Annotated in this window: 11 protein-coding genes and 1 pseudogene; 7 read left to right on the top strand and 5 right to left on the bottom strand. The window is 71.3% G+C overall.

Translation table 11 applies throughout. The features are described 5' to 3' along the window. Positions 1 to 6: 6 nt before the first annotated feature. A pseudogene (locus tag C9I47_RS02485) lies at positions 7 to 6,093 on the bottom strand (putative Ig domain-containing protein); the annotation flags it as partial. Positions 6,094 to 6,350: 257 nt separating this feature from the next. On the opposite strand from C9I47_RS02485, the gene C9I47_RS02480 reads away from it, so the two are divergent. The 4 genes from C9I47_RS02480 (at position 6,351) to C9I47_RS02465 (ending at position 8,688) form a co-directional block, all read left to right on the top strand. After that, positions 6,351 to 6,899: a phage tail protein gene (locus C9I47_RS02480; RefSeq protein WP_111267913.1), complete on the top strand. Its 549-nt coding sequence runs from the start codon at positions 6,351 to 6,353 to the stop codon at positions 6,897 to 6,899. 64 nt (positions 6,900 to 6,963) lie between these two features. Beyond that, positions 6,964 to 7,494, top strand: coding sequence for a phage tail protein (locus C9I47_RS02475; protein WP_111265336.1), 531 nt, complete (start codon positions 6,964 to 6,966; stop codon positions 7,492 to 7,494). A gap of 79 nt (positions 7,495 to 7,573) precedes the next feature. Next, complete coding sequence (locus tag C9I47_RS02470) at positions 7,574 to 8,116, top strand: phage tail protein (RefSeq protein WP_111265335.1); 543 nt, start codon at positions 7,574 to 7,576, stop codon at positions 8,114 to 8,116. A 2-nt stretch (positions 8,117 to 8,118) separates the two neighbouring features. Next, positions 8,119 to 8,688, top strand: a complete 570-nt coding sequence (locus C9I47_RS02465; RefSeq protein WP_223250244.1) for a GNAT family N-acetyltransferase — start codon at positions 8,119 to 8,121, stop codon at positions 8,686 to 8,688. A gap of 25 nt (positions 8,689 to 8,713) precedes the next feature. Here the strand turns inward: C9I47_RS02465 and C9I47_RS02460 are convergent, their stop codons facing one another. The 4 genes from C9I47_RS02460 to C9I47_RS02445 all read right to left on the bottom strand — a co-directional run bounded on the left by C9I47_RS02460 (position 8,714) and on the right by C9I47_RS02445 (position 11,763). Beyond that, on the bottom strand, positions 8,714 to 9,004 hold the full coding sequence (locus C9I47_RS02460) for a DUF6916 family protein (RefSeq protein WP_111265334.1): 291 nt from the start codon (positions 9,002 to 9,004) through the stop codon (positions 8,714 to 8,716). Positions 9,005 to 9,069: 65 nt separating this feature from the next. Continuing rightward, positions 9,070 to 9,798 (bottom strand): LytR/AlgR family response regulator transcription factor, encoded by a 729-nt coding sequence (locus tag C9I47_RS02455; protein WP_111265333.1) that lies wholly within the window; start codon positions 9,796 to 9,798, stop codon positions 9,070 to 9,072. 237 nt (positions 9,799 to 10,035) lie between these two features. Further along, complete coding sequence (locus tag C9I47_RS02450) at positions 10,036 to 10,725, bottom strand: alpha/beta hydrolase (RefSeq protein ID WP_111265332.1); 690 nt, start codon at positions 10,723 to 10,725, stop codon at positions 10,036 to 10,038. 63 nt (positions 10,726 to 10,788) lie between these two features. After that, positions 10,789 to 11,763, bottom strand: a complete 975-nt coding sequence (locus C9I47_RS02445; RefSeq protein WP_111265331.1) for an energy transducer TonB — start codon at positions 11,761 to 11,763, stop codon at positions 10,789 to 10,791. Positions 11,764 to 11,929: 166 nt separating this feature from the next. On the opposite strand from C9I47_RS02445, the gene C9I47_RS02440 reads away from it, so the two are divergent. Genes C9I47_RS02440 through C9I47_RS02430 form a run of 3 tightly spaced genes read left to right on the top strand, consistent with a single transcriptional unit; the run spans position 11,930 to position 14,748 of the window. Then, positions 11,930 to 12,337, top strand: a complete 408-nt coding sequence (locus C9I47_RS02440; protein ID WP_111265330.1) for a hypothetical protein — start codon at positions 11,930 to 11,932, stop codon at positions 12,335 to 12,337. Positions 12,338 to 12,388: 51 nt separating this feature from the next. Then, positions 12,389 to 13,705 carry a TolC family protein gene (locus C9I47_RS02435; RefSeq protein ID WP_111265329.1) on the top strand — a complete coding sequence of 439 codons (1,317 nt, stop codon included), beginning with the start codon at positions 12,389 to 12,391 and terminating at the stop codon, positions 13,703 to 13,705. Further along, the gene (locus tag C9I47_RS02430) at positions 13,705 to 14,748 is read left to right on the top strand and encodes an efflux RND transporter periplasmic adaptor subunit (RefSeq protein WP_317616528.1); all 1,044 of its coding nucleotides are present in this window, start codon (positions 13,705 to 13,707) and stop codon (positions 14,746 to 14,748) included. The genes C9I47_RS02435 and C9I47_RS02430 overlap by 1 nt, the downstream gene beginning before the upstream one ends. The last annotated feature ends 5 nt before the right edge of the window (positions 14,749 to 14,753 follow it).

Here is a 14,753-nt window from a genome sequence, read left to right as displayed (position 1 = left end):
CAGCATGAAGCCGTTGTCGCGATCGCCGCCGTCGCCGAACAGGCCGCGATACTCGACCCGCAGACCCATGTCGCGCGGCAGGTAGAACATCGCCCCCAGCCCGATCATGAAGCGGCTGCGGTCGAAGCCGGTCAGCGCGGCATGGTAGAGCGGTCCGGTCAGCAGGTCGGCGTAGCGCATGCTGGCGCTGCTGTCGCCGTCGAAGTCGTACTGGTATTCCAGCCGTGCCTGCGGCGCGAACGCGCCCCAGCGCGTCGGCCGCCGCGACTCGAAGCGGAAGCCGAGGTTGGCGGTGGTCGAGTCCACGTCCATGTCGCCGTAGGCGAGGCTGTAGATCGGGTCGCCACGCTCGACGTAGCCGTCCAGGTTGGCCCGCGACAGGTCGACGCGGGCATACGGCGTCAGCTGCCAGTTGTCGCGCTGGTACTGCGCACCGGCCGACAGCGAGCCGAACCACTGGCTGCCGTCGCGCGAACCGCGCACGAAGCCCCCGGTCGGGGTCACGTAGCGGCGCAGGTCGTACGACAGCTGCTGGTAGCCCAGCAGGCCGTCGACGAAGAAGCGGTCGCCGGGGTGGTAGCTGGCGTACAGCACGAACGCATAGGCGTCGCCCTCCACCCGGCTGCCGTTGTCGCCGACGTCGCTGTCGTCGCGGCCCAGGCCGATGCCGCCACCGAAGGCGAAGGCCGGGCTGACCCGGTAGTCCACGCCGGCGCTGATGCCGTCGCTCTCGAAGTCGGCACCTGCGCCGCCGCCACGGCCGTCCTGGTTGCCGGAGCGGATGACGCCGCCGACCCAGGCGCCGAACGGCGACGCGCTCGAACCGCCCGTGCCGCCGTCGGCCGCGCCCTGCGCATCGTCGGCGCCGCCCGCCGCCATGCCCACGGCATCGTTGGATGCCATCAGTTCGTCGCAGGGATCGCCCGGCTTGCGTCCGATCCGCTCCACGCAGTGCTCGCTGACCGCGAAGCTCAGGCGGTTGCTCAACTGCGCGCCGCCGCGGTTGTCGTGCAGGTTTTCCAGGCGCTGCTGGAAGTTGCCCATCTGCGCCGAGGCGAAGCGGCGCGCCGAGTCGGCCTGCGCCTCCAGCAATCCGCGCACCTCCGGATCGCGCGAGGGATCCGGACGGTCGACGATCTCCAGCGCATAGGTCCGGGTACCGGTGAAGCCCAGCGCATCGGTCGCGGTCACGGTGAAGTCGAAGTCGCCCGCGACCGGGGTGCCGTCGAGGCCGCCGTCGGCCGCCAGGGTGAGCCCGCCCGGAAGCGCACCGCCGGTGACCGCGAAGCTGTACGGCGCCGAGCCGCCGCTGGCGGCGAGGGTCTGCGCATAGGACTGTCCGCCGACACCGGTGGGCAGGGTCTCCGGGTTGATCGTGATGACCGGCGCGGACACCGTCAGCGTGTAGGCGTTGGTCGCGGTCGCCGGAGTGCCGCCGGTGCTGTCGGTGGCGCTGATCGAGAAATCGAAGTCGCCGGCGACGGTCGGAGTGCCGGTGAGCGCGCCGCTGGCGCCGTCCAGGCTCAGGCCATCGGGCAGGCTGCCGGAAGCGACCGCATAGACGTAGGGCGCGATACCGCCGTCGGCGACGAAGCCCTGGCTGTAGGCGACGCCGGCCGTCGCATCCGTCAGCGTCGCCGGGGTCAGGCTCAGCGTCGGCACCGCCACCTGCAGCGTGTAGTCGCGGCTGCCGGTCTGGCCGTTGGCATCGGTGACGGTCACGGTGAAGGCGAAGCTGCCGGCATGGGTCGCAGTGCCGGACAAGGCACCGTCGGCGCTCAGTGCCAGCCCATCCGGCAGGCTGCCGGTGGTGACGGCGAAGGCATACGGGGCGACGCCGCCGCTGCCGCTGAGCGTCTGCGCGTAGGCCTGCCCGGCGGTGGTGTCCGCCAGCGTCGCCGGGTCGATCGTCAGCGCGGGCGCCGGCACCTCCAGGGTGTAGGCCTGCGTGATCGAGAACGGCGCACCGCTGCCGGTCAACGCGGTGTCGGTCGCGGTGATCGTGATCGGGTAGCTGCCCGGCGCGGTCGGCGTCCCCGACAGGGTGCCGCCGCTGAAGCTCACACCGTCCGGCAGCGCGCCGGATACCGCATAGCCGTATGGCCCCGGGCTGCCGCTGGCGGCGAAGACCTGCGAGTAGGCGGCGCCGTAGGTCAGCGTCAGCGTGCCCGCCGCCGGCGACAGCGCCAGCGTCGGCGCGTTGATCACCAGGCTGTAGCTCTGACTGCCGGTCTGGCCGTTGGCGTCGGTCGCCTCGATGGTGATCGCGAAGGTGCCGACCTCGGTCGGCGTGCCCGACAGCGCGCCGCCGCTGGACAGGGCCAGGCCGGCCGGCAGCGTGCCGCTGGCGAGGGCGAAGCCGTACGGCGCGACGCCGCCGCTGGCGGTGATGGTCTGGCTGTAGGCGACGCCCGGATCGCTCGCCGGCAGCGTGCCCGGGCTCAGCGTCACCGTCGGCGTGGCGACCGCGATGACGTAGCTCTCGGAGACGGTGAACGGCGCGCCGGTGCCGCTGGCGCCGTCATCGGTGGCGACGATGCTGAAGCTGAAGTTGCCGGTGACCGTCGGCGTGCCCGACAGGGTGTCGCCGGACAGGCTCACGCCGGCCGGCAGGCTGCCGCTGACCGCGTAGCTGTACGGGCCGACGCCGCCGCTGGCGGCGAAGCTCTGCGAATAGGCGGTGCCGTAGTTCGCATTGAAGGTGCCCGCCGCCGGCGACAGTGCCAGGCTCGGCGCCGCGACGCTCAGCACGAACGCCTCGCCGACCGCATACGGACCGTTGCCGGTGCTGCTGTCGGTCGCCGACACGTTGAGGTTGAAGCTGCCGGCCTCGGCCGGGGTGCCGGACACGGTCACCGTGTCCGCGCCGGTGGCGGTGATCGACAGCCCGACCGGCAGGTTGGTGACCTGGTAGCCGCTCCACGGCGCGGCGCCGCCATTGAAGGTGAAGGTCTGGCTGTAGGGCGTGCCCACGGTCGCCGCCAGGGTACCGGCGGCGGTGATGGTGATCACCGGATCGCTCACCGTGATCGACACCGTTGCCGGAGCCGAGGTACCGCTGGCATTGGTCGCGGTGTAGGTGAAGCTGTCCGGACCGGCATAGCCCGGGTCGGGCTGGTAGCTGATCGAGGTGCCGCTGACCACCGCGGCGCCGTGGCTGGGCGCGGTCGCGACCGCCACCGAGGCCGGCGCACCGCCGCTGATGTTCAGCGCCACGTTGGTCGCCGCGGCGTCGTAGGGCACGGTCGCCGAAACCGCATTGGCGACCGGTACCTGGTCGCTCACCTCGATCGAGTAGCTCTGGGTCGCGGTGTAGGGTCCGGTACCGCTGCTGCTGTCGGTCGCGGTGACGCTGAAGTTGAAGCTGCCGATCGCGTTCGGGGTGCCGGTGATCGCGCCGCTGGCGGTATCCAGGGTCAATCCGCCCGGCAACGCGCCGGCGGTGACCGCATAGCTGTACGGCGCGATGCCGCCGGATGCGCCGGTGATCGCGTCGCTGTAGGCGGCGCCGAGGGTGCCGCCGGCCAGCGTGGTCGCCGGCAGCGAGACCGTCGGCGCGGCGACGGTCAGGGTATAGGCCTGGCTGCCGCTGAACGGTCCCGGGACCGGGCTGCTGTCGGTCGCGGTGGCGGTGAAGGAGAAGCTGCCGCCCGCGGTCGGGGTGCCGCTGAGCACACCGCCCGAGGACATCGCCATGCCGGCCGGCAGCGCGCCGGCGGTCACTGCAAAGGTGTAGGGCCCGCTGCCGCCGCTGGCGGTCAGGGCCTGGCTGTAGGCGACGCCGACGGTGCCGGCGGGCACGCTGCCGGGACTGACCGTCACCGGTACATCGTCGTTGCTGATCGTGCCCACGCCCTGGCCATCGGCGATGCTCGCATTGACCGCGCCGCTGAGATTGACGAAGAAGGTCTCGTCCGCCTCCGGCACGCTATCGCCGTTGACGGTGACCGACACCGCCAGCGCGGTGGTGCCGGCATTGAACAGCAGGCCGCCGCTGAGGCTGGTGTAGTCGCCCGGCGCGGTCGCGGTGCCGTCGGCGGTGGCGTAGTTGACGGTGACGTTGCGGCCGCTGGGCGCGCTCAGGCTGACGGTGAAGTTGGCGTTGACCGTGCCATTGCCCTCGATCACGGTGACATCGTCGATCGACAGGCTCGGCAGCGCATCGTCGTTGACGATCGTGCCGACGCCCTGGCCGTCGCCGAGGATCGCATTGGCGACATTGGTGATGTTGACGAAGAAGGTCTCGTCGGACTCGTTGAGCAGGTCGCCGTTGACGACTACGTTGAAGACCTGGGTGGCGGCGCCGGCCGGGATGTTCACGCCGGTCAGGCTGGAGGCGGTGTAGTCGCTGCCCGCGGTGGCGGTGCCGTCGGCGGTGGCGATGTCGAAGCTCACCCCGCCCGGGCCCGCGGGCGAGCTCAGGCTGATCGTGAACGACACACTCTGCGTGCCCGAATCACCCTCGGGGAAGGTGACGTCGTTGATCGTCAACACCGGCAGGTCGTCGTTGAGGATGGTGCCGGTGGTGCTGTTGGGCGCGCCGACGGTGTAGCCGGCGCCGGCCGCCAGGGTGAGGACGACGGTCTCGTCCGCCTCGGTGGTCACATCGGCGATCGGGTTGACGACGACGGTGGCGCTGGTGTTGCCGGCCGGGATGATCACCGGCGAGGTGATCGTCGCGTAGTCGGTGCCGTTGGTCGCGGTGCCGCTCACCAGGTAGCCGACCGCAAGCGCCGAGGTCGAGGGCTGGTCGAGACTGACGGTATAGGTCAGATTGCCCGCGCCGTCCTCGCTGACCGACGCCGGGCTGACCGCGATCGAGGCCACCGGCGCATCGTCGTTGAGGATGGTGCCGGTGGCGCTGGACGGCGTGCCTACGGTGTAGCCGCTGCCCGGAACGACGGTCAGGACGACCGTCTCATCGGCTTCCACGGTGCTGTCGGCGGTCGGATCGATGAGGACGATGGCCGTGGTGCTGCCCGACGGGATGGTCACGGTGGCCGTGTTGCCGGTGAAGTCGGTGCCCGCGGTCGCGGTGCCGCTGGTGGTGATGTTGACCAACGTCGAGGAGCTGAGGTTGGCGCTGCGGGTGAGCGTGTAGACCAGGGTCGCCGCGCCGTCCTCGCTGACCGAGGCCGGCGACACCGCGATGCTCACGGTCGGCGCCGGACTGACCGTCAGGGTGTAGTTCTCCAGCTCGAAATACACGCCCGGGCCGCTGCTGCTGTCGGTCACGCGAAGCGTGAGCGGGTAGCTGCCCGGTGCCGCCGAGGTGGTGCCGCTGAGCAGGCCTGCGCTCGACAGACTGATGCCCGCGGGCAGCAGCCCGGACTCTACGGCGAAGGTATGCGGGGCGACACCGCCGCTGGCGATCAGGGTCTGCGAGAACGCGACGCCCTGGATCGCGGTACCCGAGGTCGGCGCGATCGACAGGGTCGGGTTCTGCACCGTACCGGTGTAACCCTTGTCGACGAACTGGCCGATGTTGTCGGTCGAGCGGACCACGAAGGCATAGCCGCCGCGCTGGGTCGGCGTCCCGCTGACGAGACCGCCGGAAGTCAGGCTCAGCCCCGTCGGCAAGGTGCCGCTTTGCAGGGTGTAGGTGTACGGAGCGGTGCCGCCCGCCGAACTCAGCGCCTGCGAGAATGCGGTGCCGGCGGTCATGGCCGGCAGGTTCGCCGGCGACACCGTGATCGGCGAGGTCGGCGGATCGATGGTGATGTTGACCGTCACCACGCCCAGGTCGTTGTCCTCGAGGAAGAACTGGTCGCTGGTCGCGGCGTTGCCGCTGTGGGCGTAGGTCACGAACTGGGTGCCGCCGCTGTTGGCGCCGATGGTGACCGTGCCGTGCTGCGCGAACGGTGGGATCGGTCCGCTCATGCCGCCGTCGAACGGGCCGTCGCAGGCACTCACGTCGATCGCCACCGAGCCGCCATTGGCGACGTTGGCGCTCAGGGTGGGACAGTAGACCGAGGGCGCGGCGAACGCAGCGGAGGACCAGATCGCCGCCAGGCACAGCAGCCCGACCGTCGCGATTCGTGACCAGACGCCGTTGCCACGGCCGCGTACGCTCACCCCGATCGAATCGTGCATGTCCCTTGCCCCCTGGATGGATACTGCATCTGCCATGACACCGATGGGCGCACACGCCCGATGCCTGCCAACGCATTTCCTGTCATCGACCGGCCACGCCGTGGCCGGTCCGCCCCTGTCGCCCGCCATTGAAACAGGGCTTGGGGTCAAATTGGAAGTGCCGCCTCCGTCACAGCTCTTGTGGCGACGACGCCGGCCGTTCAGAGTAGGCGCCGCGGCGCACGAAGCGCCGCGCATCGATTCCAGGGGAGATGGCGATGAGCGAGTTCTTTCTCGGTCAGATCATGATGGCCGGCTTCAACTTTGCACCAAAGTACTTCGCGCTATGCAACGGACAGCTGTTACCGATCAACCAGAACCAGGCGCTGTTCTCGCTGCTGGGCACACAGTTCGGCGGCAACGGCACCAGCAACTTCGCACTGCCTGACATGCGCAGCCGCACACCGGTCGGCTACGCCACGTCAGTGGACCCGGCCTGGCAGCCGCCGGCCGTGCAGATGGGCCAGGCGGCGGGTTCGGAAACCGTCACCCTGCAGGCCGACAACCTGCCCGCGCACAACCACACGGTCAACGCGTCCACCAACAACGGCGACAACCGGATCCCGTCGAACCGGATCTTCGCGACCAGCAACAACGCCGCCGGCGCCGCACTACCGCTTTACGGCCCCTCCAACGGGCCACTGGCGACACTGAACTCGCAGTCGGTCTCCAATGCCGGCGGCAGCCAGGCGCACGCGAACCTGCAGCCGTACAACACGATCAACTTCTGCATCGCGCTGTCGGGCATCTTCCCCTCGCGCAGCTGATCGACATCCACGGATCCAAGACCCGCGCGCGCAGCGCGCGTGTCCTCAGCATAGGAGTGCACCCATGTCACAACCGTATATTGGCGAGGTCCGGATGTTCAGCTTCGGACGGACGCCCGCCGGCTGGCACGCCTGCGACGGCAGCCTGCTGCCGATTTCGCAGTACGACGCCCTGTTCTCGCTGATCGGCACCGTCTACGGCGGCGACGGCCAGACCACCTTCGCGCTTCCCGACCTGCGCGGCCGCCTGCCGATCCACCAGGGCCAGGGCAACGGGCTCAGCCACTACTCGATGGGCCAGAAGTCCGGCGCCGAGCAGGTCACCCTGCTGTCGACGCAGATGCCCGCGCACAGCCATCCGATGGTGGCGACCACCGCTGCGGCGACCTCGCTCACTCCGGGCCCCAACCTGCTGCCGGGCACCGTCAGCGGCGACACCTTCTACGTCAACACGACCACCGGAAACACGCCGGCGCCGATGTCGGCGCAGATGACCGGTCTCAACGGCGGCAACCAGGCGCATGAGAACTGCATGCCGACGCTGACGGTGCAGTACTGCATCGCCATGTTCGGGATTTATCCCAGCCCGACCTGATCCCGGCCACCACATCCCGCAGCGCCATGCAGGCGCGGCCGCGCGACCCGCGCGCGGCACCTTTCCGGAGGAAAGCACCATGACACAACCCTTCATCGGCGAAATCCAGATGTTCGGTTTCAACTTCAATCCGCGCGGCTGGGCGTTCTGCAACGGCGCGACCCTGCCGATCTCGCAGAACACCGCGCTGTTCTCGCTGATCGGCACCAACTACGGCGGCAATGGCCAGAGCACCTTCCAACTGCCCAACTTCGCGGGCCGCGCCGGCACCCAACAGGGCCGCGGTCCCGGCCTCAGCACGCGCATGCTCGGCGAGCCGTTCGGCACCGACAGCGTCGCCCTGGCCACAAGCCAGATCCCGTCGCACAGCCACGGAGCGGTCGCGTTCTCGCAGAGCGCGGCGGGCAGCGGTTCACACTCTCCGGTCGACAACGGCGGACTGTCGTTCCTGGCCACCAGCACCGCCTCCAAGACCTACATCGAGCCGCCCCCGAACACCCAGATGGCGGCCAACATGGTCGGGATGAGCAGCGGCAACGGCAGCCCGCACCCCAACCAGCAACCCTACCTGGGGGTGAACTTCTGCATCGCCCTGGTCGGCGTCTACCCGTCGTTCCCCTGACGGTGACGACGGCGCCGGCGCCGCAGGGGTTGCCGCCCTTTCCGGCCAACGACCGTGCAGTCCAGCCTCCCGCGCCCCTGACCGGGCGCGGGTTCGGGCTGCGTCACGCCAGCGCCGCCGACCTGCCCTGGCTGTGCCGCCTGTACGCGACGACGCGGGCACGGGAAATGGCCGCGCTGCCCTGGCTGGATGCCGTCAAACAGGCGTTCCTGGAGCAGCAGTTCACGCTCCAGCACCGCCACTACCTCGCCCACTACGGCGACAGCGATTTCCTGATTATCGAGGACGTCGACGGCCCGATCGGGCGCTACTACCTGCAGCGCGCGGCACCGGAGCACCTGATCGTCGACATCAGCCTGATGCCCGAGGCGCGCGGCCGCGGCATCGGCGCCGCGCTGATCGCCGATTCGCAGGCGCGGGCCGCCGCCACGGGCTGCGGCATGCAGTTGCACGTGGCCACGCACAACACCGGCGCGCAGCGGCTGTACCAGCGCCTGGGCTTCGTCGTCACCGCGACCGAGGCCGGCTACCAGCGGATGCGCTGGACGCCGCCCGCCACCGCCGGGACTTGAGCCGCGGTGGCGACACGGCCGCGGCTCAGTTGAACACCGCCTGGTAGAGGAAGCCGTCGCGTTCCTGCGCGACCGGCACCAGGAAGATGCCGACCTCGCCGACGCGCGGATGGCGCATCTGGTAGGTCTGCTGCGGGAACAGGAACGCGGATCCATTGCGGAACAGCAGCGAGAACGGCGCACGCGAGGCATTCCCCGGCGCCTCCTGCAAAGGTCGCGCCTCGACCAGCACGAAGGGCACGTCCATGTCGTTCAACGAGGCCGAGAAGGTCTCGTTCACGCAGCCCGCGAAATGTTGCAACGTCAGCAGTTCCATTCCTTTCCCACTCCTGTTGACGACCGCGGCGACGCCGCGGCCCACGGATTCCCGGCAAGCGGCCGCTATAGGTGTTTGAGGGTCTCGCGCACGCCGGCCACGCATCGACGGCTGACCTCCAGCGGCTGCGTGCCGTGGCGCAGGATCGCCTGCACGTGGCCGTCGGGGCAGCGCCTCAGCTCGACGATCTCGTAGCGCGCGACCAGGCAGTTGCGGTGGATGCGCACGAAGCGCTCGCCGAACTCCTCCTCCAGCGACTTCAAGGATTCCTCGATCAGGTCCTCGCCGTGGACATGATGGACGACGACGTACTTCTCCTCGGCCTGCAGGTAGTGCACGTCCTCGATCGGGATCAAGCGCAGGCTGCCGCGCAGGCGCGCGCACAGGTGGGTGCGACGCTGGCCGTCCAGGCGCGCCTGGCCCTGCTGGCGACCGGCGGCGAAGGTACGCACGCGCTCCAGCGCCGCGGCCAGGCGCTCGGCCCGTACCGGCTTGACCAGGTAGTCGATCGCCTCGGCCTCGAACGCCGACAATGCGTGCGCGTCGTAGGCGGTGCAGAACACCACCGCCGGGCGCGGCTCGAACGCGGCCAGGTGATGCGCGGTTTCCAGGCCGTCCAGGCCGGGCATCGCGATGTCCAGCAGGATCAGATCGGGCTGGTGCTCGGCGCAGGCGTGCAGGGCGTCGTGACCGTCGCCGGCCTCGGCCACCACTTCGACGCCGTCAAGATTCGCCAACAGACCGCGCAGGCGCTCGCGCGCCAGCGGCTCGTCGTCGGCTATCACCACCTTCATCGCCCCCACACCGTCTCCCGTGTCGCCCCCCGCGCGATGTTCCGCATCATGCCCGGTTTCGGGCCTCGTCGGCTGCATGCCCCACTCCAGGGTTGACCAGAATAGTAATGCCGGCGCCGGCCACGGTCATCCGTCGCCGCGGAAAACCATGAACCCGCCCCTGCGGGCGGCCCGGCCACTGCCGGATACAAACGCGGCGCGCGACCGCCAGCGGCCCTTTCCGCCCGCGGACGCGACTCAGCCGCGGTCGGCGGCGGCGAATACCCGCGACATCCAGTCGCCCAGATCGCGGATCTGCTCGGCGCAGACCTGGTGCGCCATCGGATAGACGTGCCAGTCGATCTCGAAACCCAGCTCACGCAACGCACCCGCACTGGCCTGGCCGCCGGCAAACGGCACCACCGGGTCGAACTGGCCATGGGCCATGAACAGCGGTTGCGAGGCCGCCTGCGCGGTGGCCTCGCGCCGCAGCCGTTCCGGCATGGGCAGGTAGGTCGACAGCGCGATCAGCCCGGCCAGCGGCACCTCGCGCCGAAGACCGGCCGCGAGGGTGACCGCGCCGCCCTGCGAGAAGCCGGCCAGCAGCAGCCGCGAGGGCGGCACCCCGCGCTCGCCCTCGCGGGCGATCAAGGCCTCGACCTGGGCGACCGACTGGTCGACCCCGGCCTCGTCGGCGCGCTGGGCCAGGTTCATGTCGCGGATGTCGTACCAGGCGCGCATCGGCACGCCGTTGTTGATCGTGACCGGACGCACCGGCGCATGCGGGAACACGAAGCGCAGCGCCGGCCAGTCCTTGCGGACCAGCTCGGGAACGATCGGGGCGAAATCGTTGCCGTCGGCGCCCAGGCCGTGCAGCCAGAGCACGCTCCACTGCGGCGCGGCGCCGGTTTCGTGTTCGACGGTATCGAGCAGGCTTTCGGTATCCATGCGGCATTGTCGCCGCCACCCGCCGCGGCTGCCAAGCGCGGCCACAACGGCCGGCGACGGTGCTCAGCCGCCGCGCGGCAGGGCGAAGTTCAGCGTGCGGGTGATGGTCACGCTCGGCGCCCCCGGTTCGAAGCGCCAGCCCCTGGCCGCCTGGATCGCCGCGTCCTCGAACACGCCCTCCGGTTGCGCCGACAGCAATCTGACCGAGCTCACGCTGCCATCGGGCTCGACGGTGAAGCTGACCCGGACCTGGCCCTCGATCCGCCGTCGCATCGCCAGCGGCGGATAGCGCGGCTGGACCTCATGCAGCAGTCGCGGCACCCGGGTCGGCGCGCGCGCCGCCGTGGCCGCAGTCGCAGCCGCCGTCCCCGAGGTGGCGGCCCGGGATGCGGCGGGGGCCGACGCCGTGGCCGGCGGCTGCACCGTCATGCCCACGTCGGGCACCGATGGCACCAGCGCCGGCGCCATCGGTTCGAGCGCGACCGGTTCGAGCACGACCGCAGGCGCAGGCACGTCACCCGCCAACCGTTCGGCCCGGCGACGCTCCGCTTCCGCCTCGGCCCGCGCCTTCGACTCGGCCAGGGCACGTTCGGCCTCCCGCAATGCCTCGCGCAATCGCGGCAGTGCCGGCGCGTCCGGATCGGCCCGCCCCATCAGCGCCAGCAGGCGCCCGCTTTCGGCGTTCTCGCCGCGCACCAGCGCCTGCTCGGCCGCGATCAGCAGGTAGGGCTGCAACTCCACCAGCGCGGCGGCGACGCTGGCGTCGTCCGGGTCGCGCTCGCGCAGGGCGAGGTAGTACTCGATCGCGTTGTCGCCGGCCGGAGCGTGGATTCGGCGCTCGCGCAGCGCCGCAGTCGCCCGCTCGCGCAAACCGCCGCTGTCGAGGGTCGCGATCCGCGTGTCGGCGGCGGCCTCGAGCGCGCTCGACGATGCCGGCGCCGGCTCCACGGTTGAAGGACCCTCGGGCGCGGCGCTGCAGCCGGCGACAGCGACTGCGATCGATATCAGGATGGCGAAACGGCATTCGCGACGGTGCATGGCTGCGCCCCCTACGCAACGAAGCTGCGCAGGCTACGCAGGGCGTGTGACGGCGACGCGGCAGATTGGCGACAGGCCGCCGCATCGGCGCCAACACAACAGACCCTGAAAGCGGCGGCCACGATGAAATTGTGTAACTCCGCCACTGCAGCGTAGGGTTTGCGCCATGCTGCGCCTTCACCGTGCCCGCCGCCCGCTGTCGCTGCCGCGCCTGCTGATGCTGGCGCTGCTGGTGCTGGGCGTGCTGAGCAAGCCGGTGCTGGCCTCGATCGGCGAGATCCACGAACTGCAGCACGACCCCAGCGGACAACACCTGCTGCTGGAGAGCGACGACGGCCACCTGCCCGTCGTCGGTGCCGACACCCTCGGCGACGCCACCGCGGACGACGGCGACGGCCTGATCCACGAACTGCTCCACTTCGCCCACTGCTGCGGCCAGTCGCCGCAGAGCGTGCCGGCCATGGCGATGACGGTGCCCGCGCCGGCCATCGCGACGAACCCGCCGGCGCCCGCCGCCGTGCCCGCGCCGCGCCACCGCTGCCAGGACGTATTCCGCCCTCCGATCGTCGGATGAGCCCGCCGGCCCCGCGCCGGTTTCCGCTTCCATCCCTTTCGGAGTGACCCCATGTTTCTGCGACTCGCGGCCATCGCCGCCGTGGTCGCTTGTGCCGTGGCAACGGGCCCGACCCGTGCCGGCGAGCGACTGAGCCTGGACGACGCCTTCGTGCGTGTCCTCAATACCCATCCCGACCTGCGCCTGGCCGATGCCCGGGTCGACATCCTGGCCGCCGAACGCGAGCGCGCCGCACTGCGCCCGCCGCTGGTGGCCGGCGCCGAGCTGGAGAACGCCTTCGGCAGCGGCGCCGCCTCCGGGCTGCGGACGGCCGACCTGACCCTGAGCCTGGGGTCGGTGTTCGAACGCGGCGGCAAGCCGGCCGCGCGCATCGCACTGGCCGAACGCCGGCTCGACGCCTCGTCGATCGAGCGCGAGGCGCGGCGGCTCGACCTGCTCGCCGAGACCGCCCGCCGCTACCTGGCCGCCGCCGCGGCCGGGCAACGCCAGACCCTCGCCGCGCTCGACATCGCCCAGCGCAAGCGCGCCGTCGAGGCCGCACGCCAGCGCCTGCGGGCCGGCGCGTCGCCGCGCTCGGTGGTGCTGACCGCGCAGGCCGCCCTCGCCCGCGCCGAGCTGGAACAGGCGCGTGCCGCCCAGCAGGCCGGCGCCACGCGCCAGCATCTGGCGGCCCTGTGGGGGCGGCGCGATCCCGACTTCGCGGTCGATGCCGACGCGCTGCGGCGCCTGCCCGCGGTGGCCGCGCTGGACACGATCGCACGCTGGCTGGAGGACGCCCCCGAGTTGCGTCGCTTCGCCGACGAGCGCCGCGTTCGCGAAGCGCGGCTGCAACTGGCCCGCAGCGAGGCGGTCGCCGACATCGGCTGGCAGATCGGCGCGCGCCGGCTCGGCGATGGCGACGACATCGGCCTGGTCGCCGGAATCTCGGTGCCGTTCGGCAGCCGCCGCCGCGCCGCGCCCACGATCCGCGCGGCCCAGTCCGAACTGGCCGCGCTCGAGATCGAACGCGAGGCCGACCGCCTGTCGCTGTACGCGACCCTGGTCGATGCGCACGGTCGCTACCAGGGCGCGCGCCTGGAGGCCGACCGCCTGGACGAGGAGATCGTGCCCGCGCTGACGCGCGCCGCCGAGGCCACCGCCACCGCCTACCGCGCCGGCGCGGCCAGCTATCTGGAGTGGAGCCAGGTCCAGGCCGAGGCCGTCGCCGCACGCCGGCAACGGCTCGACGCCGCGGTCGACGCACTGCGCGCGCTGATCGAGATCCAGCGCCTGACAGCCCGCTCCTTCCTCGACGACACCGATACCCGCACGCCGCCCGCCGACCGCGACGCCACCGTCGCGCCGGGCCGCCCGCAAGGAGACGCATGATGAGCCCGACATACCGCCGCAGCGCCGCAGCACTCGCGACCGCCCTGCTGACCCTCGCCCTCGCCGCCTGCGGCGGCTCCGGCGACACCGCCAGTGCCGCCACGCCCGACGGCCACGACCACGAAGAGAACGCGGAACACGCGCCCTCCCCGCAGGCCGCGGGACACGACGAGGACGGCCAGGACGAGAACGGCCAGGACGGGGAAGCCCATGACGAAACCGGCGGCGAGCGCACGCGCATCCCGGCCGATATCGCCGAGGCCTCCGGCATCCGCGTCGCCGCGGTCGCGGCCGGCGAGATCGCCGACGCCCACGAGGTCCAGGGCCTGCTGACCCCGGTCGACGGTCGCGTCGCGGAGGTGATGGCGCGCTATCCCGGGCCGATCCGCGCCCTGCACGCGCGTGCCGGCGACCGCGTGCGCGCCGGCCAGACCCTGGCGGTGATCGAGAGCAACCTCAGCCTGTCCAGCTACGGCGTGACCTCGCCGCTGGACGGCACCGTGCTGTCGCGCTCGGCCACGGTCGGCACCGTCGCCGGCGAGGGCCAGGCCTTGTTCGAGGTCGCCGATCTGTCCGAGTTGTGGGTCGACCTGCACGTGTTCGGCGCCGACGCCGGCCACATCGCCGCCGGATCGCCGGTGACGGTGACCCGAATGAGCGACGGCGTGCAGGCGCAGACGGTGCTGGAGCGGGTGCTGCCGGCGACCGCGACCGCCAGCCAGAGCACCGTCGCGCGCGCGCTGATCGCCAACGAGGACGGACTCTGGCGGCCCGGCTCGGCGGTGCGCGCACGGGTCACCGTCGAACGCTTCCAGGCCGAACGGGTGGTGCCGCTGGGCGCACTGCAACGCGACGGCGAGACCGACGTGGTGTACGTGCGCGAGGGCGAGGACTACCTCGCCCGTCCGGTCCGCATCGGCCGCCGCGATGCCGAGCGCGCCGAGATCCTCGACGGCGTCGCCATCGGCGAGCAGGTCGTGGTCGAGCAGAGCTTCCTGGTCAAGGCGGATATCGGCAAGGCCGCCGCCGAGCACAGCCACTAGGGGGA

Source organism: Marilutibacter maris, assembly GCF_003233695.1.
In the GTDB taxonomy this organism is placed as follows: domain Bacteria; phylum Pseudomonadota; class Gammaproteobacteria; order Xanthomonadales; family Xanthomonadaceae; genus Marilutibacter; species Marilutibacter maris.
The sequence above is the reverse complement of the archived record's forward strand: the minus strand, read 5'-3'. Positions and strand labels throughout refer to the sequence as shown.

Excerpts from the sequence above, each read along its gene's own strand:
- C9I47_RS02430 (WP_317616528.1), top strand. The coding sequence starts at position 13,705 with ATGAGCCCGACATACCGCCGCAGCGCCGCAGCACTCGCGACCGCCCTG.
- C9I47_RS02450 (WP_111265332.1), bottom strand. The coding sequence starts at position 10,725 with ATGGATACCGAAAGCCTGCTCGATACCGTCGAACACGAAACCGGCGCC.
- C9I47_RS02435 (WP_111265329.1), top strand. The coding sequence starts at position 12,389 with ATGTTTCTGCGACTCGCGGCCATCGCCGCCGTGGTCGCTTGTGCCGTG.
- C9I47_RS02440 (WP_111265330.1), top strand. The coding sequence starts at position 11,930 with ATGCTGCGCCTTCACCGTGCCCGCCGCCCGCTGTCGCTGCCGCGCCTG.
- C9I47_RS02470 (WP_111265335.1), top strand. The coding sequence starts at position 7,574 with ATGACACAACCCTTCATCGGCGAAATCCAGATGTTCGGTTTCAACTTC.
- C9I47_RS02475 (WP_111265336.1), top strand. The coding sequence starts at position 6,964 with ATGTCACAACCGTATATTGGCGAGGTCCGGATGTTCAGCTTCGGACGG.
- C9I47_RS02445 (WP_111265331.1), bottom strand. The coding sequence starts at position 11,763 with ATGCACCGTCGCGAATGCCGTTTCGCCATCCTGATATCGATCGCAGTC.
- C9I47_RS02455 (WP_111265333.1), bottom strand. The coding sequence starts at position 9,798 with ATGAAGGTGGTGATAGCCGACGACGAGCCGCTGGCGCGCGAGCGCCTG.
- C9I47_RS02460 (WP_111265334.1), bottom strand. The coding sequence starts at position 9,004 with ATGGAACTGCTGACGTTGCAACATTTCGCGGGCTGCGTGAACGAGACC.
- C9I47_RS02480 (WP_111267913.1), top strand. The coding sequence starts at position 6,351 with ATGAGCGAGTTCTTTCTCGGTCAGATCATGATGGCCGGCTTCAACTTT.